Source organism: Vibrio sp. J383, assembly GCF_023503985.1.
Lineage (GTDB): Bacteria > Pseudomonadota > Gammaproteobacteria > Enterobacterales > Vibrionaceae > Vibrio > Vibrio splendidus.
On sequence record NZ_CP097294.1, the window covers coordinates 151218 to 175504 of the forward strand.

The window sequence follows — 24287 nt, forward strand, 5'->3', positions numbered from 1 at the left end:
CGCTTTGGAGACGAAAGCACCTTAGCATTATGACTAACCTAATTTAGGCGGGATCTTAACTTCGCTCACAATAATGTTCGCGTTACCAATTGAGTTAAAAATCTAAGCCAGAATAGCGCAAAAACGAGCCCGAGACCCTAATGACTCACCGACGTCGAAAACAAGTTAATAATCACGACGCCCACCAAAATCAAAGTGATCCCGATGATCGCGAAGATATCGAGTTTTTGCCCGTAGACCAGCCAAGACAGAGCTGCGACTAGCACTATCCCTGCCCCACACCAAATCGCATACGCCACACCCAAAGACATGGTTTGCACCGTGAGAGACAACAGATAAAAGGCACAGCCATAACCGACTAGCACTGCGGCAGTCGCGGGTAAAGAAGTAAACTGTTGCGTTTTAGGTAATAGAGAAGTCGCGACAACTTCAAGCACGATGGCAAGTGATAGCATCACTGGAGGTGGGAGAGATAAAAGCATGTTTGAGTCTACAACGAGAAAATAGGCGGAAAGCTTACGTCCCATTTGTTTCTAATAAATGTCTTACCTACATAGTTCCTGTTTACTGTGTCCTTAGATTTTCTGAGTAATCAACCCTCCTTTCAGAACCCTTCTGAATACATCCATTATTACAAATACGTAATAATCATTTTCTATTTGGGGGGATTATCAAAACATGTACTCACACCTATACTGGCTCCAACAAAACGAGAGAGCGGAAACAATTAAGCTCAACTACGCTTAACGGGTTGAATTTAATTGCACAGTTATCCGCTGTACTGACATATATAGGAAACATCCAATGACAATCGAAATTAAACCTGGTCAAACGCATATCAAATCAAAAGCAATGGTTGCATGGGCAGCTGGCGAGCCACTAAAAATGGAAGAAGTTGATGTACAACTTCCTAAAGCTGGCGAGGTTCTAGTTCGCATCGTTGCTACTGGTGTTTGTCACACTGACGCATTCACATTATCAGGTGACGATCCAGAAGGTATCTTCCCTTCAATTCTTGGTCACGAAGGTGGCGGTATCGTTGAGATGATCGGCGAAGGCGTTACAAGTGTTGAGATTGGCGACCACGTTATTCCACTTTACACAGCTGAATGTGGCGAATGTAAGTTCTGTAAATCTGGTAAAACTAACCTATGCCAAGCCGTTCGTGAAACGCAAGGTAAAGGCCTAATGCCAGACGGTACAAGCCGCTTCTCTATCAATGGCGAAACAATTTTCCATTACATGGGTTGTTCTACTTTCTCTGAGTACACAGTACTTCCAGAGATCTCTCTAGCGAAAGTAAGCAAAGAAGCACCACTTGAAGAAGTTTGTCTTCTAGGTTGTGGTGTAACTACGGGTATGGGCGCTGTATTGAACACAGCTAAAGTTGAAAAAGGCGACAACGTTGCTGTATTCGGCCTAGGCGGTATCGGTCTTTCTGCAATCATTGGTGCTCGCATGGCTGGTGCTAACCGCATCATCGGTGTTGATATCAACGAGAGCAAATTCGAGCTAGCAAAACAGCTTGGCGCGACTGATTGCATCAACCCAACTAAATTCGACAAGCCAATCCAAGACGTTATCGTTGAGATGACAGACGGCGGTGTTGAGTACTCGTTCGAGTGTATCGGTAACGTAAACGTGATGCGTCAAGCACTTGAGTGCTGCCACAAAGGTTGGGGCGAATCAGTAATCATTGGTGTTGCGGGTGCAGGTCAAGAGATCGCAACTCGTCCATTCCAACTAGTGACTGGTCGTGTATGGCGTGGTTCTGCTTTCGGTGGTGTTAAAGGCCGCTCTGAGCTTCCAGAAATCGTTAACCGCTACATGGCGGGTGAGTTTGGTCTTCAAGAGTTCATCACTCACACTATGGGTCTGCAAGACGTAAACGAAGCATTCGACCTAATGCACAAAGGTGAATCTATCCGTACTGTTCTACACATGGATAAATAATACCAATCGTAGTAAATAACTGGTCATTCTAGCTTGTTAAAACACTCGATAACGGCGTTAGAAATTTTGATTGTAGAATAACTACTTATCGAAAATTTATGCCTTGTTCTCAAGCATTTTTCCTGCGCTATTTATGACCATCTACTTACTGTGATTGATATAACTCCCCTTGGCCTCGATACTTAGGTGTCGAGACCACAGTTCTGACTTAAACATCAGAGCGAAACTGTCTTCACCACCTCCTGCCCGGTGGGTGGTGAAACTTAAAAATGACATAGACAAGTTATTCCCCAAAACCATCAACCTAACGGAGCACAATAGATGACAATCGAAAACATTAGCCAAGCAAAGGTTGCTGGTGGTTGGCACAAACAATACACCCACTTTTCTGCAACGCTTGACTGCAACATGCGTTTTGCGATTTTCTTGCCGCCAAATGCAAGCAAAGAAAACCCAGTTCCTGTTTTGTATTGGTTATCAGGCTTAACCTGTACCGATGAAAATTTCATGCAAAAAGCCGGCGCATTCAAAGCTGCGGCTGAGCAAGGCATTGCGATTGTTGCACCAGACACAAGCCCACGTGGCGAAGGCGTTGCCGACAATAAAAGCTACGATCTCGGCCAAGGTGCAGGCTTCTATGTGAATGCCACTCAAGCACCATGGGACAGCCATTACCACATGTACGATTACGTGGTAACAGAGCTCCCAGCTTTGATTGAATCGTTCTTCCCAGTAACGTCTGTGAAATCCATTTCAGGTCACAGCATGGGCGGACACGGTGCCCTAACGATTGGTATTAAAAACGAAGATAGCTACCGTTCTATCTCGGCATTCAGCCCAATCACCAACCCAATGCAATGCCCTTGGGGACAAAAAGCATTCAACCAATATCTAGGCTTAGATATTGAAGAGTGGAAACACTACGATGCCTCTGAGCTTCTAAAAACCAAAGGCACTAAGCTACCAATGTTGGTTGACCAAGGCGAAGCGGACAACTTCCTAATTGAGCAGCTTAAACCTGAGCAATTAGTCGAAGCGGCTAAGGTAACCAATGCCGATTTAGAGCTACGTATGCAGCCAGGTTACGACCATAGCTACTTCTTCATCTCTAGCTTTATTGATGAGCATATTGAGTTCCACGCTGCTTACCTAAACAAGTAGTCACACCGATTTAGCCCACACCTTGCAAAAGCGTGAGGTGTGGGCTTTTTTGTGCCTGCTGTTTGGGCAAGCCCGCTGTTACTTAATAGCAGCAACAACGATTCACACTTTCAAGCACCCCGCTATACCAACAAAAACAATACAACTAAAAGGTACGACTATGAGCTGGTTTTTCTTAATGATGGGCGTGATGGCGGAAGCACTTTCTCACGTAGCACTTAAAGCAACCGACGGCTTCAGCTTGTCTAAACCTATCCCTGCTTTATTGGTGATTTCAGGACACTTGGCGGCATTTCTATTTTTGAGCCAAGCTATGAAAGGGATGCCAGTTGGTGTGGTTCACTCTTTGTGGGCAGGTTTAGCTATCGTAACCGTGAGCCTGATTTCTACGTTTGTTTACCGCCAGCACCTCGATACCATGGTGTGGATCGGCATGTTATTCGTTGCGGCTGGTGTTGTGATGATCAACCTGTCGCAAGGTCACTCGCACTAGTGTAGATAGTGACTTATGAACAGTGTATCAATTCGTTCAAATTTCCTAACAGACAGGTGTCGCGTTCACTTATTCATACTCTTACAATCAGCAAATCAAACCTGTTACCATAGCGCCTTCAACATCACCTATTTTGAAGGTTGCTATGAAAGCAATTAAGACTCTTTTCTTCCTGATGGTTTTATTGAGCGGTCTGTTTACCGCTTGGCTGTTTATCCCGATTCCAGCGACCATGGACAAGCAAACGCTCGACGTTCCATTAACGGAACCATTCAAGCTTGTGGCGTACCGAAGCAATCCGAATGATGCGAGCAAGCCACTGACTTACCACTACTATGTGATTTCAGATGTAGTTGGCGTAGACGACATGGAACCGTTCCTGATTACCACGGACCAGTTCGTGAAGCTTGGCGAATTCGACGAGAACACATTCAACCTTACGGTTAACGGCAAGATTGATAGCTACACCAACGATTTGTGGATCAAAAAATCTGACGGCAAGCTTCAGCACTGGTACGTAAGTGTTGATGCAAACTATATTCGTTAGAGTCGAATCCAAATAAACCCTATTTTAAAACTGCGCTTTGGCTTCCAAGCGCAGTTTTTGTTTCTAGCGTAATTTTTGTTTCAAGCCGCCCGCTTTATACTCTCCCTCACTTTTTACCCACCACTGCCGTGCTCTTAAAAATGCTACAAGCAGAGCAGGTTTTATAAGCTCTTGAGATAAGATAAGCTGCACCTATGCTCGACTCCCAATAAATCAAAAATAATAAAGGATCACTCGTGGAATTTACGCTCGACAAATTTAACGGCATCATCATCGACCCAGCGACAGCACCTCAAGACGCTGATGCATTTCATGCCGAACTTAGTGAAATCACCGAATTTTCAAAACAAAATAACAAAGGCATCATTTGGATTAGTTTACCTATTTCACTCTCGCAACTTATTCCGGTGGCGACTGAGCTTGGCTTTGTGTTTCACAACTGTCTAGAAGACGAAATTACGCTGATCCACAAATCCGAGATTGTAGAGTTTGTGCCTTTCATCCCTACCCACACCTTGGGTGCTGGCGCGTTGATCACCAACGAACACAACCAAGTACTGATGATTAAAGAGCACGGTATGACTGGCTACAAGTTACCTGGCGGCCATATTGAGTTGGGTGAAGGTATTGAGGAATCGGTTGTTCGAGAAACCTTGGAAGAAACCGGTATCGAAGCCACATTCGTTTCGGTGGTTGGCATGGCGACAAGACACCCGTATCAGTTTGGCAAATCAAACCTCTACTTTATTTGTCACCTTATCGCTCAAACTCAAGATATCGCGATTCAAGACACTGATGAAATTGCAGAAGCTAAATGGATAGATGTTGAAGAGTATATTAACAACCCTGACAGCTACCCGTTTAACCGCCAATTGGTCGGTTCTCTTATCGGAAAGCAAGGATTAGAGCTTACTCAGCTAGAAGGCAACTATGGCCCTGTCCACAAGCCAGAGATCTTCTTTTCGAAAAGCTAAAACGATTCAGACATAAAAACGCCCAACTCAAATGAGTTGGGCGTTTTGGTCTCTAGCTTTTGTTTTTCTTAATTAAGCCAACTGCGTTGTTAGTTATCCTTTGTACCCATGATTCATTCTCATACTTTGAGAACGAACCTGTATTAGAAGAAGCCTAACGGATTAGTATCGTAGCTGATCAATAGATTCTTAGTGTTTTGGTAGTGATCGAGCATCATCTTGTGTGTCTCACGGCCAATGCCCGATTTTTTGTAACCACCAAACGCGGCATGAGCTGGGTAAGCGTGGTAACAGTTCACCCAAATACGCCCCGCTTCAATGTTACGACCCATGCGATACGCTAGGTTTGCATCACGCGTCCATACGCCTGCACCCAAGCCATACTCGGTATCGTTAGCGATCTCTAACGCTTCCGCTTCGTCTTTAAACGTCGTCACCGCGATAACTGGGCCGAAGATCTCTTCTTGGAATACACGCATCTTGTTGTGCCCTTCCAACATGGTTGGTTGAATGTAGTAACCGTTGCCGAGATCATCCGGTTGCTGCGCAATCTCACCACCAGTCAGCACTTTCGCACCTTCTTGACGACCGATTTCTAGGTAGCTCAAGATCTTATCAAACTGCTCTTTTGAAGCTTGTGCGCCAACCTGAGTATCAGTGTCTAACGGGTTACCTTGTTTAATAGTTTGAGCACGCTCGACCACTTTGGCGATAAACTTATCGTATACCGATTCATGGATCAGCACACGTGATGGACAGGTACACACTTCACCTTGGTTGAAGAACGCAAGCAGCATGCCTTCGACACACTTATCAAGGTATTCGTCTTCATGGTTAAAGATGTCTGGGAAGTAGATATTTGGAGACTTACCGCCAAGCTCAACCGTTGATGGAATCAAGCTTTCAGCCGCACATTTCAGAATATGATGTCCAACTTCAGTTGAGCCAGTAAACGCCAACTTAGCCAAACGATCGCTAGTTGCTAATGCTTGGCCTGCTTCGCTACCAAAACCATTCACGATGTTGACCACGCCTGCAGGCAGAAGATCGGAGATCTTCTCCATCATCACCAAGATCGATGTTGGTGTTTGCTCGGCTGGCTTCATCACCACACAACAGCCCGCAGCCAGTGCAGGTGCCAATTTCCAAGCCGCCATTAAGATCGGAAAGTTCCAAGGAATGATCTGCCCTACGACACCAATCGGTTCAGGGAAGTGGTAACTTGCGGTGTTTGAATCTAGCTCTGCTGCGCTGCCTTCTTGCGCTCGGATACAACCCGCGAAATAACGGAAGTGATCGACAACCAAAGGAATATCTGCCGCTAAGGTTTCTCGCACAGGCTTGCCGTTTTCCCACGTCTCAGCGACCGCGATTTCTTCAAGGTTCGCTTCAATGCGGTCAGCAATTTTAAGCAGGATGTTCGAACGTTCAGTCACACTGGTCGAAGCCCAACTTGCACGAGCAGCGTGCGCCGCATCAAGTGCCAAGCTAATATCCGCTTCGGTTGAACGTGCCACTTGGCAATACACCAGACCATTCACTGGGGAAATGTTATCAAAATACTCGCCACTAACAGGCTTCACCCACTCGCCACCGATAAAATTATCGTATTGCGCTTTAAAGTTAACCACTGCGTTATCACTACCCGGCTGTGCATAAATCATAGTTAGATCCTTCTTTAATTTTTAGTCGTTGTTCATTCGTTGTTGAGCTTATGTTGTCGAGCTAACATGGCGGCTTCCCTTGAGAAGAGATCACGTGAGAAGAAAGCTCGTAAAAAGAGGAGCCACCATGTTTATACTTTCTGTTTAAAACACTGATACTTCGTGTTTTCTTCACAACAGTAACAACGCAAATCACACGCCAGAACTTCAAAACTTGTTGTTAATAAATTGTAAAACTATGATTACCAAACGTTTACAACCCAAAGTGAGTTGGCATTGAACGGACGTATGGAAACCACTCCAATGTTCAACTGTTCCAAATTGGTACACCCTCACTGTTACGACATGGAACAGTCATGCACCTTCAACAAGCAAACACCTCAGATTGGCTTTCATCCTCTTGGCACCGCAGCACAGAAGCGGGCCTAAAACAGAGACGACTTCCCGAAGACATTCGCCTGCCACAATCGATTCTTAAACAGCGACGTCACCAATCTTCAAGCTTAATTCAAATAGTCGAACGTAATGCTCTACCTCTGTTTAATCAGATGTTTGCACGCACCGACAGTCGTTTGATTTTGACCGATATTGAGGGCGTCATTCTGGCAAGTTGGGGACAGGAACGATTTAAGGAAAAGCTGACATCAATTGCACTCAGCTCAGGAGCGTGTTGGCAGGAACAACTTAAAGGCACCAACGCGATTGGCACCGCGATTGTTGAAGCCAAGCCAGTATCGATCATTGGCGAACAACACTTCATCCACCAGCATCGCTTTATCAGTTGTTCAGCAAGCCCGGTGTTTGATCACCAAGGCCAAATGGTTGGGGTGTTAGACATTACTAGTGAGCAGCAACAACACGACAGTTCCGTCCAATTGCTGGTTCAAAATATGGTTCAACTTGTTGAAAATCAGCTTCTGAATCACATCCCACAAGGCACCACTCGTATTGACCTCGCATGTGAGAAATCACTACTGCACAGTGGTTGGCAAGGGATAGTGATAGCCAATGAAGCTGGTGAGGTAGTGGCGCACAATCAAGTTGCTTCTCAACTGCTGGATCAAACCTCGATCGTCGGCGAATGCATTGACACCCTCTTCAATCGAACCTCATTAGACACGCCCTTTGTATTTGAAAAACAGCACCTCAAACGAACTACTATCAAACGTACTCGTTCACTCTCGGCATCGTGTGACCTACACCATGGCGAACAACAAATTGAACATGCTTGGCAGCAAGCCAACAAGGTAATCGACAAAGGGATTAGCCTGTTAATCTTAGGAGAAACAGGGGTTGGTAAAGGCGAATTTGTTAAAGCGTTACACAAGCAAAGCCAACGTAAATCGTCACCGTTAGTGGCGGTGAATTGCGGTGCGCTGCCGAAAGATCTTATCGAATCTGAGCTGTTTGGCTACGCACCGGGCGCTTTTACTGGCGCAAGCCACAAAGGATTCCAAGGTAAGATCCGCCAAGCGGATAAGGGAATTCTGTTTCTCGATGAAATTGCCGACATGCCATTGGAAGCTCAATGTCGATTGCTGCATGTTCTGCAAGACAAATCCGTGGTCCCTGTGGGTTCAAATCAAAGCTACCAAGTCGATTGTCAGATAATCGCTGCCACTCATAAAAACCTAGAACAGTTAGTTGCGACAGGAGAATTTAGGCAAGATCTCTTTTACCGCCTGAATGGCTTGGCCTTTACTCTGCCAAGCTTGCAACAACGACAAGACAAACACGCCTTAATCGAGCACATTCACAGTAAATACGCAGAAGACGAACAGACAATCTGCCCGCACTTAATGAGCTTACTGTGCGCTTACTCTTGGCCGGGCAACATCCGCGAATTAGACAACTTACTTAAGGTTGCAGCTCTATTGGCAAGTGATGAACCACAACTCACGCTAGAACATGTACCTAGCCATCTTGCTCAACACCTCACGTCATTAGCGCAAGATAATCAGCATCAACTAATGACTCCTAATGCCATCAAAGGTACAGCGAGTAACGACTTAAGAAGTACCGTTGAAGAAACCTTGTTGCAAACGTATCAAGCGAACCAAGGCAACATCAGCAAGACATCTCGAATACTCGGCATCAGCCGCAATACCATTTATCGAAAGCTAAAAAGCTTGGGGATTCTTCAATAAAACATGAACAATGATTTGGATGCTCTGATTGAGCACCCAAAGTAGAAACACACACTTTATAAGTGGACATACTGTGCTTCGGACTAAATTAAAGTGTGAGTAAAGTCACGTAATAAGTAATCCACATTCAGGACACCCTCAAACTACAACCTCTTGATTTACCGACAAATAAAGATCATTAATAAATTTAAAAGATCAATGAATACAAATAGCTAATGAAATACTAACGGCCATTTGCTCACCTTATAGAACCCACCTGCAAGATATAAATCTGAGCACTATGCAATCCTATTTATAATTTTGATCACCCTATTCTTTTTATGTTCATTATTTTGAATTTTCCATTCACTTATCTTGTTTAAAATCTCTGGGAAATTACCAATATTTGGCTATAGGGATCATATGTTTAACAGTATACGTACGAGAATTGCGGTGAGTGCAGGTGGAGCAATGGCTTTCACTCTGTTGATCGCAATGGGCATGACCACCAGCGCATTTACCGATGTGAACAAACAAGTCACTGAAAAAGTAAAGACGCAGCTGACAGACGCCACAACGACAGATTTGCAAAACACAGCCATTCAACAAGGTTTGAACATTGCCAACCAACTTAACCCTGTACTAGCAAACCTTAAGCAAGCACGCTCCATTATCGAGCTAAGTTCACAAACCAACGCAAGCGCAGACCTTATCGTTAAACAGTTTACTGCCGCCTTGGAAGCGCAAAACAAAGCTGTATTTGCGGGCTACATGGTGTGGGAGAACAAGAATTGGCCACAACCAACCGATCTGAATAACGAGATCAGCTTGGACACCGAATTAGGTTTTAACAGTCAGGGCTACCTTGCGCCTTTCTTCTCTCCAAATGATCAGAACAGCTTTGATGCCGTCGCAATGGAGAGCTTCAGCAATACCGAACTCAACAGCAACGGCGAGCGCAAAGACGACTGGCACTTAATGCCATACCAAACCGGTAAGACATTTGTGATGGAACCCTATTTCTATCCAGTTCGCGGTAAGCAAGAGCTCATCACTACCATCAGCCAACCAATCAAACAAGACGGGAAAATCATTGGCTCAATTGGTTTTGATTTGTCTTTGTTTGAGCTTCAAAGCCAAAGCGAATTGCTTGCACGTAACTTGTTTGATGGCGAAGGAAAAATCCTTATTGCATCATGGAAAGGCATAACTCTCGCCAACAGCCGAGCTGGAAATATGGTGGGTAAAAGAGTCTCTTCTGAATTGGAATCCGAATGGTCGACAATTCAATCTATCGCTAAGCGAGAAGGTGCAGGCCTTGTTAATTTCGGCGGCGATGAGTACGCAATAACAGCCATTGATACCAGTGATGCGCCATGGGTAGTCATGGTATCCGTTCCCAGTAGTCACCTTACAAAAAGCGTCGACGACTACACGCAATGGAGTGATGCACAGAATTCAAAAGCACTTGAAAAAGGTGTGTGGGCGGGGATCATCGCAGCTATTCTAGGTATTGCCTCAATGGCATTCATTGCCAATTCTCTGGGCAAGGTTCTAAACAATTTAGTAGAGCGTTTTAAAGATGCTGCACAAGGCGAAGGCGACTTAACTTACCGCATTGAAGTGAAAGGAAAAGATGAAACCGCTCAGCTTGCACACTGGTTCAATACTTTCCTATCTCGTATGCAAGAGATGCTACTTACCGTGATGGTAACGGCCGACCAAGTAGATAAAAACGCAACAGAAGGCCAAGCTCGTGCTGAAGTTTCACGTGACCAGTTGAACTCTCAAGTTAACGAGGTGAACTCACTTGCCACAGCCATTAATGAAATGAGTGCGACTGCGCAAGAAGTGGCAAGCTCAGCCGTTCAAGCAGCCGCGGCAGCAAGCCAAGTACAAAGTAACAGCCTTAATGGCATGACACGCATGGACAATGCCGCCAGCGCGGTAGACAGCTTGGCTGTGCAGGTTAACGATGCGCAACAACAAACACAGAACCTAGTCGATTCGAGCACCGCTATCCAGGGTATCTTAAGCGAGATTGGTGGTATTGCAGAACAAACAAACCTACTAGCGCTTAACGCTGCGATTGAGGCTGCACGTGCGGGTGAAGCAGGACGAGGCTTTGCTGTCGTGGCAGATGAAGTGCGTAACCTCGCCAATCGTACTCAAGGTTCGACAGAAGAGATTCGCTCGATGTTGGCTCGCCTAGAGCAAGAGACTCAATCTATCGTGATATTGATGGAGCAAAGCCAGAAGCAAGCGAATGACACCAAAGGGGAAACCCAAGCAGCACATCTAGCACTATCTGAAATCAACCAAGCGATTGAAGTGATTAACGACATGAACAATCAGATTGCTTCCGCGGCTGAAGAGCAAAGCTCAGTATCAGAAGAGATTAACCGCAATGTAGTGATCATCAATGACACCGCTGTGGAAGTGATGGGCACCATGACATCATCAGTAGCAATCAGTAATGAGCTGACAGTGAAAGCTGGAGATTTACACGGTGAGTTAAGCAAGTTCAAGCTTTCTTAATTACCAACAACGTCTCACAATAACTAGGCCGAGAAACACCATGTTTTCGGAGAAACGCAATGTTCTCGGCCTCTTCATTTCTTAATTTCCACTCAACTTCAAACTCATCGATTGCAGTTCATCTATTAAATTTTACGGAACAAAGCTCGCCTAACCAATCTGTCCTAACCAAACTATCCCTATAAAATATCCCAATATAAACACAGCTAATCAGACTCTAACTCCACAAGTTGATTGAGCACTTCTTTGTCTAATACGGGGTGATGCTTACTCGCAAGGATCAGCACAATATCCACTGCTGGTAACGGCGGCATATCATCAAGAATTTTCAAATCCGGAGTCACGCTGAGCTTACCCATAGCACCAATCGCTAAACCCGCTTTAACGATGGCACGCTGCGCAGAAGCCGTATTGCTGCACGCCAACAACTGATAAGGCGTACCTTGCTTAGTTAAACCATTCACCGCTGCAGCATGATATTTACAGTCTGTTTGAAACAAAGCTAATGGAACAGGCTTGGAACCATCAAACACATAATCAGGGCTGCTTATCCAAACCCCAGTATCACTGGTGAGCCAATACCCCTCTTCGCTGTCGGGCGCTCGGGTGACAATTGCGGCATCTAAACGGCCGTCATCCAACCACTCTCTCAGCGTAATGCTGGGCAGGCTGAATACTTGAATAGAACAGGTGGGTTCTGCTTTCTGCAACAGGCGAATCACTTTCGGCAGAATGGTGTCGTTGTAGTCTTCAGGGCAGCCGAGTCGTAGAGGTTGTTTGTCTTCGTAACGCTTTACTTGTTTGAGGGCGGTATTGTGGAGGGCGACCAATTGTTCGGCATGAGAACGCAGCGCTAAGCCTGCTTCAGTCAGTATTAAATTACGTCCCTCTTTCTGGAAAAGAGTCACATTGAGCTCTTCTTCCAACTTCCGCATCTGAGCACTAAATGCCGATTGGGTGCGGTTGATCTGTTTCGCGGCACGCGTAAAGCTACTGGTTTCCACAAATGCAAGAAAACCTCGCAAAGCGTCAATATCCATATTGAAATCACCACCCATCGTTTTTATTAATGTATTGCATCAAAATTATCCGTTAGTGCCTCGCAATACAATCCCCTAAGCTCAAATGCATGCCCCTAGGCTCAAAGCATACCCACCAAACGCAAGGAAGTAACGATGCAGCTTTATATTGGAAACCAGAACTACTCAACTTGGTCACTACGCGCATGGCTAATTTTCGACAACTATAAACTCAATGCAGAAGTCATTAAGCTCAAGCTTTTCACCTCTGATTTCTACGACACCCTGGCTAAAGTGACACCAACGGCCAAGGTTCCAACCCTAGTTGATGGTGACGTTGCAGTGTGGGATTCATTGGCCATTCTCGAATACGTTAACGACGCCCACTTGAACGGCGCAGCATGGCCCAGTTCAGTGAAAGAACGCGCCCATGCCCGAGCTATTTCCGCAGAAATGCACTCTGGATTTTTTGCCGTCAGAAATGAAATGCCGATGAACTGCCGAGCAAAAAGAAAGCTCACACTCAGTGAAGAAGCACTAAAAGACATCGCTCGTATCGATGCAATTTGGTCAGCGCAAATGGAGCAACATCCAGAAGGCTGGTTGTTTGGTGATTGGTCGATTGCCGATGCGATGTTTGCACCTGTGGCGCTGCGCGTAGAAACCTATGGCATCCAGCTTTCAGAGAAGGCATCACAGTATCAGCAACGCGTGCTTAACAGCCCATCAATACAAAAATGGCTAGCAGAGGCAAGCTTAGAAACCGATGTGGTTGAAGAGGACGAGGCAGGCGAGACTGTATAAATAGTTAGCAATGAGTCTCGATAAGGGCATCGAGACTCGTTCAATATTAGATGATTAGAACGCGATTTCCTTACCCGCTATTCTTCAGCAACGCTGTCTTGATGATCATTCGGTTCAAACTCCAAAATGTCACCAGGTTGGCACTCTAAAACTTCACACAGCTTATCGAGTGTCGATAGCCTTACCGCTTTGGCTTTACCATTTTTTAATACTGATAAGTTGGCTTCAGTAATCCCAACTTCTTTTGCCAATGTCTTCAATCGCATTTTTCGTTTGGCCATCATAATGTCTAAATTAATGCGGATAGTCATGACAAGTCCTTTAAATGGTTTGGCTATGTTCGTCAGCCAGAATATAACCTTCTTTCATCACCCATGAGATGATCAAAATAATTATACCCAATATCAGTGTTAAAAAGTCCATACCAACAAAACTAATCTCAAAGATACGTTCACCTGGTGGATTATTGAACGACAGAATCACTGACATCAATGAACCGTAGATAACTGAACCTAATACCCAATAAAACAGGCTATATCCGAGCTTCTGATAGGACATTGCGTTTTCTAAAGAGAAGATTTCACCTCGCTCATAGTTACGGAATAAACGTATCAGAACCATCAGTGCATACATAAGGATGCTGGACATCAATAAGCTTGTGAACGCAGCAACGATTCTCGTTGTCATAGTGAGCGGTAACATCGTGAAATACCCGATGTCGTAAGTAAGATAAAAAATGCCCGTCGCACTAATAAAGTCATAGGGAGTCTCAATTGTTAGCCAGAAGTAACACACCATTATAGGGGTAAGTACAAAAAGGGATTGTAATAGCATACGTACACGTCGGCTTTGTTTTTGAATGTTAGACATACTTAGATTCCTGTTGAATTGACAGGAGGGATATTAAGATCAAAACAAACGATAATTTTATATCGATTTGAGTTTAGTAGCATAAGGCTAATATAGTATGCGTTCTACCAATAACATGGGAAAGACAACCTCCGGGTTCTAAAAGCTTCAACCCAATAATCCATTTTCATCAGACTTCCATTTACTTCCTAATAATTTGATCGATTGTGATCGCCGAATCACAATGTGCAGATGCGATTGTTTATATTCAACTAAATTCAAATCATTAAGATAAACATCATGTTACGAGCAACCATCGCATTACTCAGCGTGACCAGTTTCGCTGTATCTGCCAATGTCACCCTTCCCTCTGGAAAAGACTGGATCAATCATGCTTCTGAAGGGCTGGCACCTTATTGGCTGATGCTTAGCGCTCAAGGAGAACCGGTAGGCAACTTCCCCACTTTCCGATGTGATGATGGAACACTCCTCGATGTTTCTAACGTTTGTCCTGAGTTAGACAAAGGATGGATCACGCCGCACTTTGGCAAAGAGTTTACGCGCATGAAATCACGCCAAACCTATGCCTACGGCGTGCTCTACCATCTTACCGGAGACAAACAGGCTTTAGCGCTCGCTAAGCAAGGGGCGTACTACCTCATTGATCAACTAGAAGATAAGCAAAATGGTGGTTTTATTGGCTACACAAAAGAGGGAAAAGCAGGTCAGGATTGGCAGCAGCGTACCTCTCAAGATCAAGCGTACGCGCTGGTTGGCCTTGCTATGTACTACTACCTGACCCAAGACAAAAAGGTAGAACAAGCACTCATCGCACAGCAAGCTTTTATCTTTGATAAGTATCGACTTAGCGACAACAGCGGTCTTGCTTGGGTACTCGCTGACGGTGAAGATGGCAGTGCAAAACGACGCGAACTGGTCGCGCAACTTGATCAAATAAACGGCTACCTGTTGTTAGTCGCCCCTCTGCTCAAAGAGCCCGTCAAATCCAAATGGCTTGATGACTTAAACTGGCTCACGCAAGCCATGATTGACCAATTCCATTCTGAAGATGAACAACGCTTCTACGGCGCAATTCATGATAAAGCTGCGATGATGCCGAATGCCAATCACAACGATTTTGGGCACACCATCAAAGCATATTGGATGACCTATCTAACCGGTCATGCATTAAATAATTCCGATTGGTCGGAGTTAGGTTTAGACGGTATGAAACACACTCTGAATCAGGCGCAATATCAGAAAGACTTTGCCAATGTATCTAACTACTTTGGTGAGCGACTTCAGAAGATGTGGCAAGGGCAAGATATCACGGGCTGGCAAAGCAGACCGCACAGTCAGTGGGCGTCATCATGGGAATGGGCAGAGCTTGATCAAGCGGCCATGACGGTTTCGCTGGTCGATGGTTCAATGAAAGACGTCCTGCAATATACCCTACCGACCTTCCATGATGTTTGGGTCGACCACAAATACGGTGGCGTTGGGCTTGATCCTAAGCGTACTAAAGCTTTCCATTGGGGCAATGGCTATCACCAATTTGAACATGCGCTGATTGGCTATTTATATGCTCAGCAAGTTGACGCTAAACTGGCTGTATTGCACTACGCAAGACCAACCAACAGCAATATGCCAATGGAACCGTATTACTATCAAGGGGATGTGGTTAAGTTGGAGAAACTTGGAGGTGGAACGCAGAAGGTCAGCTTCAATAACATTCGACCTTAATATCTGATATTCGCTCATCGATACTTTTAGCTGTGGTTTACGGTTAAGACGAAAAAGATGAGTGACTAGCTGTTCGCAAAGCCTGAGAAGAAAAGATGCTTTTCAGGCTTTTGAAATACAGTTGAACAACATTTATTGGTAGGATTTTATATGACTTTATGAGCAAACTTTCACGAGTAAGTAAATCCTATCGGGCCTCAAGCGAGGCAGAATAAGACATCGAAACAATCACTTCTTATTATTCTGCTCAACCAGCTTTTCATTCCACGCTTCGTTGCCGTCTCGCTTACTGACATCATACTCAGAACAGAACTGCGATATAGTCATGTTGTTATCGCCCGTCGCTAACTTTAATGCCAACTGAACTTGTTGAAGCTTGCTTTGAAGGCGAAGGTTTTGACCTGCCTTCGGGCTTTTTTCTTTAGCGAACTTTAAAGCGGCGTGTTTACGCTCGGCAGCGCCAGCTCGGCGATCCGCTTCTGATAATAGATATTTTAGCTGCGCGACACTCTTGCCCTTCTTAAAGGCAGGCTCAAGCAACTCAACGCATTCATCAAATGATGGATTTATAACATACGGATCAATTTTATGCGCTTGTTGGCGCATCCACTCTAGCGCGAGCTTTTCATCTGACATTTTGCAATCTTTACCAATAAAACAGCCGTACATGGTATCGCTCAATAGCAAACCGCTGCAATAAAAAGTTGAGTAAGTTTTGCCTTTTTAACGAGTACTTGTCGTCAGGTATCAATAACGACAAATCGGACAGCGGACCCAGCTCCGCTACAAAGAGCCAAACTTGACGCTATTGATACCTCTTTCGGCCTTTTTAACGCATCACAAACAGCTCTTCGTGATAATTCTGCTCAACATTAAACTTGCACGCATCGAGTTCTTTTTTAAGCGATGTTGAGAACCGCTCTGGCCCACAAAAATACAACTCATAAACATTTAGATCACCACATTGACTCGCGATTCTCTCTGCGTTTAATCGCGAAGAGTGCAAGGTATCTATTACGTTCAGCTTCACACCGACTTGATGCGCAAGGTGCCATAATTCATCGACTAAATGCTCATCGACACCGCGGGTACAGTAAAACAGTTCAATTCGAGGATGAGTTTTCTCTGTTTTGAGCGCTTCAAGCGTTGCAAAAAACGACGCTATTCCGACACCACCAGCAATCCAAATTTGTGGCCTATTTAAGTCAAACTCAAGTCGACCATAAGGCCCTTCCACCGTAACAGCATCACCCGTATTAACTCGCTCATAAAGACCATTCGTAAAGTCACCCAACTCTTTAATCAAGAAACGCAGTTCTGAATCTTCACTGCCCGAAACAATGGTAAACGGATGCGGGTCTTCATTGCCGAAGCGCAGGTACGCAAACTGCCCTGCTTTATGGCCTCGCCAAGATGTATCGGGCTTTAGTACCAACTCCATCACTTCGGCTTGTGGAAAGTAACGTGTGGAGGAAACAGCAGCAGAGTGACGATTACGACGCCCTACAAAACCCAACAAACTGTACATCGCCGCGATAGACCCAACCAAAGCGAAGGTCACCGTTAGGTAATAAATAGGCTGGCCCCAATAAGCATGTTTGAGCAGTAATACCGAGTGAAACGCGATCAAAAGATACGCGACAGACATCAAGCGATGTGACAATTTAAACGGTTTGTATTTTACTGCTGCCCACAACGACGCCACCAGTAAGACAAGCAATAGATAGAAACCCCACTCGCCAATATTTTCAGCAAAACCGTGCAGTCCATTGACCCACGCTTCCCAACCAGACAAAGCTCTTGCAGGGCCAGAACCGTCATGACGAACAGGTTTAGCCAACACTCCAGATGTCACTAGCCACTTAGGGATCTGGTACCACAACCAGTGTGTCACACCCAGAGCTACGCCACCGATACCCAACCATTTGTGGACGCGATACGCCTTATCCATACCGTTGAGCCAATTCTCAACCATAGGCAAACGCATCGCCAAGATCATAGTGATAGACATTAACATCAGAGACAACATACCCGAGTACTGAATCATGGCAGAGCGCCATTCAAATATGTTGTTTGAAGCGAAGAGTTGCGGTTCCATCGCAAACCAAAAGGCTGACATTATGGCAATCATTGCCCAGAGGATATTGCGGACTGTTTTCATTTTTTAACACTCATAAAGACGACATCATTACTTTAGCGTGCGTGATGTAAAGCGACGTCAACATGCGTAAATCTATGCAAAGGCACATACTCAATTGATCGATAGCGGATGCTTCTGCGTAAATATGGTTTGGCTAATGAACACGTTCGTCGATAACAATGGGAAGCAAAAAAGACATGAAGGACATGAACCTTTCAAGACAAGATATTCAAACAATGGATCAGCGAGAACGCGCTCGCTTAATCAACTCCTTATCGGGATTCAAAAGCGCAAACCTAATTGGTACGTGTGATAAACAAGGACTAGAAAACCTTGCTGTGGTGAGCTCGGTGGTTCATTTAGGGTCGAATCCACCTTTATTTGGCTTCATAGTTCGACCAGCAGAAAGTCGTCGCCATACATTAGAGAATATCCTAGAAACTCGGCACTTCACCATCAACAGCATCGGCGCTGATTTTGTTCAAAAAGCGCATCAAACTTCGGCTCGTTATCCAAAGACGGCATCCGAATTCAAAGCCGTCGGCCTCACGCCCTACTATGACGACATGTTCCCCGCGCCATTTGTTTTGGAAAGCAGTCTCAAAATAGGGTTAGTTTTGAAAGAACAGATATCGATTGAGAGCAATCAAACGCAAATGTTGATTGGAGAGGTCATTACGATTCAAGCACCCAAACGTGCCGTGATGCCGGATGGCTACCTTGATTTAGAAGCGCTGGATTTAGTCACGATTTCAGGGCTAGACAGCTACCATGTCACCCAAAGGCTTCACCGCTTAAGTTATGCCAAGCCAGACAAATCTCTGTTTCCGCTGACTCGTGAAGGAAACCCAACCTCATGGGAAGCTCGTGAGCTCAATTTAAGCTAATTTTGTTCGGTAATTTAGTCACAAAGGTGTTAACTTTCGTTCATAAATACTAATCATAACGGTGTGGTTTAAAGAATAAAGCTCAATGGTCAGCATCCGATAAGAATGCTCCACTTAATTCTCATCTAACATCTTTATTTCCACCGAACACCTTTATTTCCACCTAACCTCTTTCTCCAAGGACCCCTTTGAAGTTAACCCACTTTAAATACAAAACGCGCAAAGGCCCAGACTACCGACATGGCGATCAGGTGTCATTCATGGACATCAAACAGACCTTCGGTATGGGCAGCATCCGTGTGGGCGCTTGGGTAACGAAAGAAGAGAAAGAACTGGCTGCAAATCTGATATTCGACTCGTTAGCAGACTTGGCTTACATCCTGGCTTTGCCACCAGAAGCAATTGGCTTGCGTGGCACATTAGGCTTGGCGTTCGGCAGTGGTGGCAGAAAGGGTGTACAAGCACACTACGCACCAAATCAAAGAGAGTTAGCCCTCACTAAAAACGCAGGTGCAGGTGCATTAGCACATGAGTTCTGGCATGCATTTGACCACTACATTGCCGAAAAGGCGTTTGAGATTGGCGACACCTCAGGCCCTCGAAAACACATCTTGTTCGCCAGTGACTGTTGGTTACACGATAGAAAGGTGCGACCTCATCCATTAAACGAGAGTTTGATGTCTGTGTTCGATGCCACACTACTCAGCGACAACAACCTAGATAAACACCACTACGTTGCACGCAGTGTCATTGCCGACAAGGCAACGTCGGCTCGTTACTTCTCACTACCAACAGAAATGATGGCGCGTGCCTTTGAAGCTACGATTGAATCCTGCTCAGATATCGAGAATTCTTACTTAGTCGATGGCACGACCAAACCGGATATGTACCCTCTGTATCCCGACCTTGAGCACAGAGAAGAAATCTACAATGCGATGCAAGGCTATTTTGCACCATTAGGACGATCTTTAAGTAAATAACATTTTGAGTCAGTAACACCCTGCAGATTTACAGTGAGTGACATGTACCATAAGTTGATCATGTGTAATCTCTGAGATAACATGTACAATAAGCGGAACATGTACAATAGTTAATTCATGAATGATTAACTATTCTGTGTATATTGAAAGATTAAACATATCCAAAAACAACAGGGTAAATAAGTGATGAATATTGTTTCTTTTACTGAGGCAAGAAATAGCCTTAAGTCTGTGCTCGATAGAGTGGTAGACGATTCTGATGTTACGGTAATAACCAGACGAGATTCAGAAGATGCCGTGGTAATGTCTCTTGATCATTTTAATTCAATGCAAGAAACCTTGTACCTAATGAGCTCGCCTAAAAACGCTGAAAGATTGGCTGAATCCATTGCTCAACTCGAAGCCGGAAATACAACCGTTCGAGAATTGAATAATGACGAATGATCGAAAGATTGTATTTACAGATAATGCTTGGGAAGATTACCTATACTGGCAAACCCAAGACAAGAAAACGCTCAAGAAACTAAATAAGTTGATTGAAGCTGCCAAAAGAACGCCCTTTGAAGGGATTGGAAAGCCGGAGCCACTAGTCGGCAACCTGTCTGGATTTTGGTCAAGACGAATCGATGACAAGAATCGATTAGTGTATAAAGCAGATGACGATAACTTTTACATAATTGCTTGTCGTCACCACTATTAAAAGCAGTAAGCAGCACATAGAAAGGGCAGTAATGATCAGTTGGCCATCTTTAGTAAAACTCGACGGTGATGATGAACTTATTTACGTCGCATCCGAACACGAATTTCAAGCAGAATGCTCAGAGATGATCTTGGGTGAAGATGATTACCTGATTGATTCTGTTGGCGACAGCTATTCACTTCAATCAAGTTCTAACCAACTGTCTCTAGCTAAACGAGCAGACCAGTATTCGGTTGAAAACGTGACCAAACTGATTCGAAACCACGAGTTTCAGAAAGCCGAAGTGTGCCTGATGAAGATCCACTTCCTAACGATTGAAGAAGCGATTCAGTCTTTGGCTTTTGAGGCTCGCTAATACTGCTTAAGAGCTCGTATCAAAGCTAATTCCCAAGACAGATTAAACAAAAACAGCGCCAATTCAGGCGCTGTTTTTGTTTGTTATTTAACTAATTCATTAAGCGATAAAAATCTGAGCCAGTGCGTAGCCTAAGCAACATGCGCCTACTACACCGATTAAACCAACCGACATGAATGAGTGGTTGAAGTACCACTTACCAATCTTGGTGGTGCCAGAGACATCGAAGTTAACCGTTGCGATATCTGATGGGTAGTTCGGGATGAAGAAGTAGCCGTAAACCGCTGGCATCAAACCGATCAGCAAGGCTGGATCTAGTCCTAAGCCAAGACCAACAGGTAACATCATACGAGCCGTCGCAGCTTGAGAGTTCACCACAACCGACACAATGAATAGCGCTAGTGCAAACGTCCATGGGTAATTCGTTACCATTTCCACGATGCCAGATTTGAACTGAGGCATTGCGTATTGGAAGTAAGTATCCGACATCCATGCGATACCGAAGATAGCAATCGCTGCCACCATACCGGATTTGAATACCACGCCGTTTGGCACATCACGTGGGTCAGTTTTAGTTGCCAGCAAGATGATACCGCCGAAGCAGAGCATCATCATTTGGATGATCACCGACATCTTGATTGGCTTGTCGCCGTCTACGATGGTTCTGATCTCAGGCACCATCGCCACGATAACAATCACGACAATCGACAATAGGAAAATCAATACCGCATTACGAGCCGAAGTTGGCAGTACTTCATCCAAAGAGGTCGCGGTGGTGCTTTCAATGCGCTTTTTCCACTCAGGATCTTTTAGACGAGCTTGGTATTCAGGATCGTCGTTCAGTTCTTTACCACGTTTCAAGCTATACAGAGAAAGCAAAAGTGTGCCGAACAAGGTTGCAGGAACCGTCACCATCAGAATAGAAAGCAGAGTAATAGAGTGTTGGATATCAGAAAGTTGCGCGAGGTAATAGACCACAGCAGCAGAAATTGGTGATGCCGTTATAGCTAGTTGAGACGCAACAGACGCAGCCGCCATTGGGCGCTCAGGACGAATACCATTCTTCAACGCAACATCGCCGATGATTGGCATAATTGAGTAAACCGCGTGGCCAGTACCCAATAGGAAAGTCATCGAGTAAGTCACGAACGGTGCTATCAAGGTGACGCGTTTCGGGTTCTTTCTTAGTACCCTTTCCGCAACTTGAAGCATGTATTTCAAGCCACCAGCCGCTTCGAGGATCGAAGCACAGGTAACAACAGCGAGGATGATCAGCATTACGGTGACAGGTGGAGACGTTGGTGGCATCTTGAAGACAAACACCTCGATAACCAAGCCAATCCCAGAAACAACACCTAAGCCAATACCGCCATACCGAGACCCGATATAAAGTACGACTAATAAAAATAGAAACTCAAAATACAACATAAGCAACCTTGCTAAAAATGTGGACTAATTATATTTTGTCCTTTAGTTCAGCCTTTTACTTATTACTTGGTCACACTATGATTGCAGGCTTCCGCAAATTGTTTTTTATAAGATTATGGTCACGCTAACGCGTCTGTAAGTTTATGAATTGTAATAGGAAGCTAGGCACTCAACCGAGATTTGTTATGTATGATAACCATTATTGTGTCTGTTAGAACCGCATGACCTATCAAACATCAGACTCATAACTGAACGATATTATTCCAACGTAAGTTAATCAGGTTTCGCCTCATCTAGAAGCATATTACCGATGCAATTCGTCATATTCTTACTGAACACTGACTCGCCTATCTCCAGGCACTATGTCAAAATACTCGCCCTCACGACGACAACACATAAAGAACCACGGATATGAATTTTCAAGCTGCTATTTTTGATATGGATGGACTGCTGCTCGACACCGAGCGACTTTGTATGCAGGTTTTTGAAGAAGCATGTCACGCGCAAGGTGTTCCGTTTTTGCAGGATGTTTACCTAGGCATCATTGGCTGTAACGCAAAAACCATCGAACAGATTTTTAGAAATGGCTACGGTGAAGGGCTAGATTACCCAGCGCTGAACAACGAATGGCGCACACGCTACAGTGCGATTGTTAAGCACCAAGCTATCCCAGTAAAAGACGGCGTGATTGAGCTTCTTGAGTGGCTGAAATCAAACGACATTCCAATCGCGGTGGCGACCTCCACTCAGCTTGATATCGCGAAAAAGAAGCTTGAGCTGGCTGGCCTAGATTCTTACTTCACCTCACTAAGCACAGGCTGTGAAGTCACCAATGGTAAGCCTCACCCCGAGATCTACCTGCTAGCGGCAGAACGCCTAGGTGTTGCCCCTGAAGCCTGCCTAGCGTTTGAAGACTCAAACAACGGTATTCGCGCATCAATGGCAGCCAACATGATCAGCTTCCAGATCCCTGATTTAGTAGAACCATGTGACGAAGTAAAAGCGCTTGGACACACCATCAGCCCTTCTCTGCATGATGTGTTAGCGCAGCTTCAACAAGCCGCTGCATAAGCTCTGATTACCGTTGATAACGCTTTAATCAACACAGAATAACCTTTCTATTAAGCCGACTCACAGAGTCGGTTTTTTTGTGGGTATTCCTTTTATAAAAGATAAAAACTCGCGCTTGAAACTGTTACAGTCGATGTGAAACTGATGCTAAGTGACAAGCAACATTGATAACGTCTAGAAAGGGAGAAAGAGACACGTGATTGAGAAAATTGAAAGCCAACTGCTTGATTTTGCACAGCAAGAGATGACACAAGATGCAGCGCACGATATCAGCCATATTAAGCGCGTAGTCAAAACCGCCAAGGCTTTATGTACTCAAGAACAAGCTAAGCTTGAAGTCGTGCTGCCCGCCGCTTACCTTCATGATTGCTTCACCTTTCCAAAGAACCACCCAGACCGCGCTCAAAGCTCACAAATGGCAGCAGACAAAGCCATCTCTTATCTCAAATCTATCGAATATCCTGCGCCCTACCTTGATCAGATCCATCATGCCATTGTGACTCACAGCTACAGCGCCAACATCACACCTGAAACGTTAGAAGCTCAAATCGTCCAAGATGCTGACCGCCTAGATTCTCTCGGTGCGATTGGTATTGCACGCTGCCTGTACGTCGGTCAGAGTTTTAACGCAGAGCTCTATAACCATCAAGACCCGTTTGCGAAGCAACGTGAGTTAGATGACAAGCACTACAGCGTCGACCATTTCTACGTGAAGCTGTTCAAGCTGGCTGAAACCATGAATACAGAATCCGCCAAGTTAGAAGCCAACAAGCGCACCGACTACATGCGTGGTTTTCTTGAGCAATTGGGCTCGGAAGTTTAACGGCTTAGAAAAAGAAGCAGGCAATAAGGAGA

24 protein-coding genes are annotated in these 24287 nt (G+C 44.9%); 16 read left to right on the top strand and 8 right to left on the bottom strand.

The features are described from left to right. Nucleotides 1–137: 137 nt before the first annotated feature. Nucleotides 138–482, bottom strand: a complete 345-nt coding sequence (locus M4S28_RS17170) for a DMT family transporter (RefSeq protein ID WP_249633312.1) — start codon at nt 480–482, stop codon at nt 138–140. Nucleotides 483–804: 322 nt separating this feature from the next. Between M4S28_RS17170 and M4S28_RS17175 the strand changes: the two genes are divergently transcribed. The 5 genes from M4S28_RS17175 (at nt 805) to M4S28_RS17195 (ending at nt 5128) form a co-directional block, all read left to right on the top strand. Continuing rightward, nucleotides 805–1953, top strand: a complete 1149-nt coding sequence (locus tag M4S28_RS17175; protein ID WP_017076927.1) for an S-(hydroxymethyl)glutathione dehydrogenase/class III alcohol dehydrogenase — start codon at nt 805–807, stop codon at nt 1951–1953. Nucleotides 1954–2274: 321 nt separating this feature from the next. Continuing rightward, nucleotides 2275–3114, top strand: a complete 840-nt coding sequence (gene fghA, locus M4S28_RS17180) for an S-formylglutathione hydrolase (RefSeq protein WP_249633313.1) — start codon at nt 2275–2277, stop codon at nt 3112–3114. Nucleotides 3115–3274: 160 nt separating this feature from the next. Continuing rightward, nucleotides 3275–3607 carry a DMT family transporter gene (locus M4S28_RS17185; protein WP_009846216.1) on the top strand — a complete coding sequence of 111 codons (333 nt, stop codon included), beginning with the start codon at nt 3275–3277 and terminating at the stop codon, nt 3605–3607. 145 nt (nt 3608–3752) lie between these two features. Then, on the top strand, nt 3753–4154 hold the full coding sequence (locus tag M4S28_RS17190; protein ID WP_102489290.1) for a hypothetical protein: 402 nt from the start codon (nt 3753–3755) through the stop codon (nt 4152–4154). A gap of 236 nt (nt 4155–4390) precedes the next feature. Then, entirely contained in the window at nt 4391–5128 is a 738-nt protein-coding gene (locus tag M4S28_RS17195) for an NUDIX domain-containing protein (RefSeq protein WP_249633314.1), read from the top strand. A gap of 143 nt (nt 5129–5271) precedes the next feature. On the opposite strand, the gene exaC is transcribed toward M4S28_RS17195, so the two are convergent. Beyond that, on the bottom strand, nt 5272–6792 hold the full coding sequence (exaC, locus tag M4S28_RS17200; protein ID WP_249633315.1) for an acetaldehyde dehydrogenase ExaC: 1521 nt from the start codon (nt 6790–6792) through the stop codon (nt 5272–5274). 356 nt (nt 6793–7148) lie between these two features. Here exaC and M4S28_RS17205 point away from each other — a divergent pair, with 356 nt between their 5' ends. Together M4S28_RS17205 and M4S28_RS17210 are read left to right on the top strand one after the other, a co-directional pair. Continuing rightward, entirely contained in the window at nt 7149–8939 is a 1791-nt protein-coding gene (locus M4S28_RS17205) for a sigma-54-dependent Fis family transcriptional regulator (protein WP_249633316.1), read from the top strand. A gap of 402 nt (nt 8940–9341) precedes the next feature. Further along, nucleotides 9342–11456: a methyl-accepting chemotaxis protein gene (locus M4S28_RS17210; protein WP_249633317.1), complete on the top strand. Its 2115-nt coding sequence runs from the start codon at nt 9342–9344 to the stop codon at nt 11454–11456. A 206-nt stretch (nt 11457–11662) separates the two neighbouring features. Here the strand turns inward: M4S28_RS17210 and M4S28_RS17215 are convergent, their stop codons facing one another. Then, entirely contained in the window at nt 11663–12514 is an 852-nt protein-coding gene (locus M4S28_RS17215; RefSeq protein WP_249633318.1) for a LysR family transcriptional regulator, read from the bottom strand. A 117-nt stretch (nt 12515–12631) separates the two neighbouring features. On the opposite strand from M4S28_RS17215, the gene M4S28_RS17220 reads away from it, so the two are divergent. Further along, complete coding sequence (locus tag M4S28_RS17220) at nt 12632–13279, top strand: glutathione S-transferase family protein (protein ID WP_249633319.1); 648 nt, start codon at nt 12632–12634, stop codon at nt 13277–13279. A 77-nt stretch (nt 13280–13356) separates the two neighbouring features. Here the strand turns inward: M4S28_RS17220 and M4S28_RS17225 are convergent, their stop codons facing one another. Both M4S28_RS17225 and M4S28_RS17230 read right to left on the bottom strand, forming a co-directional pair. Beyond that, complete coding sequence (locus M4S28_RS17225) at nt 13357–13590, bottom strand: helix-turn-helix domain-containing protein (protein WP_017054877.1); 234 nt, start codon at nt 13588–13590, stop codon at nt 13357–13359. 10 nt (nt 13591–13600) lie between these two features. After that, nucleotides 13601–14149: a DUF2975 domain-containing protein gene (locus M4S28_RS17230; protein ID WP_102383830.1), complete on the bottom strand. Its 549-nt coding sequence runs from the start codon at nt 14147–14149 to the stop codon at nt 13601–13603. Nucleotides 14150–14428: 279 nt separating this feature from the next. Here M4S28_RS17230 and M4S28_RS17235 point away from each other — a divergent pair, with 279 nt between their 5' ends. After that, complete coding sequence (locus tag M4S28_RS17235) at nt 14429–15871, top strand: AGE family epimerase/isomerase (RefSeq protein ID WP_249633320.1); 1443 nt, start codon at nt 14429–14431, stop codon at nt 15869–15871. Between the two features lie 228 nt (nt 15872–16099). Here M4S28_RS17235 and M4S28_RS17240 read toward each other — a convergent pair whose 3' ends face one another. Together M4S28_RS17240 and M4S28_RS17245 are read right to left on the bottom strand one after the other, a co-directional pair. After that, on the bottom strand, nt 16100–16507 hold the full coding sequence (locus M4S28_RS17240) for a hypothetical protein (RefSeq protein WP_102456263.1): 408 nt from the start codon (nt 16505–16507) through the stop codon (nt 16100–16102). A 193-nt stretch (nt 16508–16700) separates the two neighbouring features. Continuing rightward, nucleotides 16701–18032, bottom strand: coding sequence for a ferredoxin reductase family protein (locus M4S28_RS17245; protein ID WP_249633321.1), 1332 nt, complete (start codon nt 18030–18032; stop codon nt 16701–16703). Nucleotides 18033–18208: 176 nt separating this feature from the next. On the opposite strand from M4S28_RS17245, the gene M4S28_RS17250 reads away from it, so the two are divergent. The 5 genes from M4S28_RS17250 to M4S28_RS17270 all read left to right on the top strand — a co-directional run bounded on the left by M4S28_RS17250 (nt 18209) and on the right by M4S28_RS17270 (nt 20933). Then, nucleotides 18209–18898, top strand: coding sequence for a flavin reductase family protein (locus M4S28_RS17250; protein WP_102362668.1), 690 nt, complete (start codon nt 18209–18211; stop codon nt 18896–18898). 188 nt (nt 18899–19086) lie between these two features. Beyond that, nucleotides 19087–19878, top strand: coding sequence for a CLCA_X family protein (locus M4S28_RS17255; RefSeq protein ID WP_102450578.1), 792 nt, complete (start codon nt 19087–19089; stop codon nt 19876–19878). Between the two features lie 186 nt (nt 19879–20064). Next, a complete protein-coding gene (locus M4S28_RS17260; protein ID WP_017061616.1) occupies nt 20065–20322 on the top strand; it encodes a type II toxin-antitoxin system Phd/YefM family antitoxin in 258 nt (85 codons plus the stop codon). Beyond that, nucleotides 20312–20578: a Txe/YoeB family addiction module toxin gene (locus M4S28_RS17265; protein WP_017069754.1), complete on the top strand. Its 267-nt coding sequence runs from the start codon at nt 20312–20314 to the stop codon at nt 20576–20578. Before M4S28_RS17260 ends, M4S28_RS17265 begins: the two co-directional genes overlap by 11 nt. A gap of 31 nt (nt 20579–20609) precedes the next feature. Then, nucleotides 20610–20933, top strand: a complete 324-nt coding sequence (locus tag M4S28_RS17270; protein ID WP_249633322.1) for a DUF4144 domain-containing protein — start codon at nt 20610–20612, stop codon at nt 20931–20933. A gap of 99 nt (nt 20934–21032) precedes the next feature. Here the strand turns inward: M4S28_RS17270 and M4S28_RS17275 are convergent, their stop codons facing one another. Continuing rightward, nucleotides 21033–22361: an anaerobic C4-dicarboxylate transporter gene (locus tag M4S28_RS17275; RefSeq protein WP_004732879.1), complete on the bottom strand. Its 1329-nt coding sequence runs from the start codon at nt 22359–22361 to the stop codon at nt 21033–21035. A gap of 411 nt (nt 22362–22772) precedes the next feature. Between M4S28_RS17275 and M4S28_RS17280 the strand changes: the two genes are divergently transcribed. Together M4S28_RS17280 and M4S28_RS17285 are read left to right on the top strand one after the other, a co-directional pair. Continuing rightward, nucleotides 22773–23432 carry an HAD family hydrolase gene (locus M4S28_RS17280; RefSeq protein WP_102442037.1) on the top strand — a complete coding sequence of 220 codons (660 nt, stop codon included), beginning with the start codon at nt 22773–22775 and terminating at the stop codon, nt 23430–23432. A gap of 196 nt (nt 23433–23628) precedes the next feature. Then, nucleotides 23629–24255, top strand: a complete 627-nt coding sequence (locus tag M4S28_RS17285) for an HD domain-containing protein (protein ID WP_249633323.1) — start codon at nt 23629–23631, stop codon at nt 24253–24255. Nucleotides 24256–24287: the final 32 nt, after the last annotated feature.

What these genes read in the sequence shown, in the direction of transcription:
- M4S28_RS17170 (WP_249633312.1), bottom strand. Translation starts at nt 482, where the DNA reads ATGCTTTTATCTCTCCCACCTCCAGTGATGCTATCACTTGCCATCGTG.
- M4S28_RS17175 (WP_017076927.1), top strand. Translation starts at nt 805, where the DNA reads ATGACAATCGAAATTAAACCTGGTCAAACGCATATCAAATCAAAAGCA.
- fghA (WP_249633313.1), top strand. Translation starts at nt 2,275, where the DNA reads ATGACAATCGAAAACATTAGCCAAGCAAAGGTTGCTGGTGGTTGGCAC.
- M4S28_RS17185 (WP_009846216.1), top strand. Translation starts at nt 3,275, where the DNA reads ATGAGCTGGTTTTTCTTAATGATGGGCGTGATGGCGGAAGCACTTTCT.
- M4S28_RS17190 (WP_102489290.1), top strand. Translation starts at nt 3,753, where the DNA reads ATGAAAGCAATTAAGACTCTTTTCTTCCTGATGGTTTTATTGAGCGGT.
- exaC (WP_249633315.1), bottom strand. Translation starts at nt 6,792, where the DNA reads ATGATTTATGCACAGCCGGGTAGTGATAACGCAGTGGTTAACTTTAAA.
- M4S28_RS17205 (WP_249633316.1), top strand. Translation starts at nt 7,149, where the DNA reads ATGCACCTTCAACAAGCAAACACCTCAGATTGGCTTTCATCCTCTTGG.
- M4S28_RS17210 (WP_249633317.1), top strand. Translation starts at nt 9,342, where the DNA reads ATGTTTAACAGTATACGTACGAGAATTGCGGTGAGTGCAGGTGGAGCA.
- M4S28_RS17215 (WP_249633318.1), bottom strand. Translation starts at nt 12,514, where the DNA reads ATGGGTGGTGATTTCAATATGGATATTGACGCTTTGCGAGGTTTTCTT.
- M4S28_RS17220 (WP_249633319.1), top strand. Translation starts at nt 12,632, where the DNA reads ATGCAGCTTTATATTGGAAACCAGAACTACTCAACTTGGTCACTACGC.
- M4S28_RS17225 (WP_017054877.1), bottom strand. Translation starts at nt 13,590, where the DNA reads ATGACTATCCGCATTAATTTAGACATTATGATGGCCAAACGAAAAATG.
- M4S28_RS17230 (WP_102383830.1), bottom strand. Translation starts at nt 14,149, where the DNA reads ATGTCTAACATTCAAAAACAAAGCCGACGTGTACGTATGCTATTACAA.
- M4S28_RS17235 (WP_249633320.1), top strand. Translation starts at nt 14,429, where the DNA reads ATGTTACGAGCAACCATCGCATTACTCAGCGTGACCAGTTTCGCTGTA.
- M4S28_RS17240 (WP_102456263.1), bottom strand. Translation starts at nt 16,507, where the DNA reads ATGTCAGATGAAAAGCTCGCGCTAGAGTGGATGCGCCAACAAGCGCAT.
- M4S28_RS17245 (WP_249633321.1), bottom strand. Translation starts at nt 18,032, where the DNA reads ATGAAAACAGTCCGCAATATCCTCTGGGCAATGATTGCCATAATGTCA.
- M4S28_RS17250 (WP_102362668.1), top strand. Translation starts at nt 18,209, where the DNA reads ATGAAGGACATGAACCTTTCAAGACAAGATATTCAAACAATGGATCAG.
- M4S28_RS17260 (WP_017061616.1), top strand. Translation starts at nt 20,065, where the DNA reads ATGAATATTGTTTCTTTTACTGAGGCAAGAAATAGCCTTAAGTCTGTG.
- M4S28_RS17265 (WP_017069754.1), top strand. Translation starts at nt 20,312, where the DNA reads ATGACGAATGATCGAAAGATTGTATTTACAGATAATGCTTGGGAAGAT.
- M4S28_RS17270 (WP_249633322.1), top strand. Translation starts at nt 20,610, where the DNA reads ATGATCAGTTGGCCATCTTTAGTAAAACTCGACGGTGATGATGAACTT.
- M4S28_RS17275 (WP_004732879.1), bottom strand. Translation starts at nt 22,361, where the DNA reads ATGTTGTATTTTGAGTTTCTATTTTTATTAGTCGTACTTTATATCGGG.
- M4S28_RS17280 (WP_102442037.1), top strand. Translation starts at nt 22,773, where the DNA reads ATGAATTTTCAAGCTGCTATTTTTGATATGGATGGACTGCTGCTCGAC.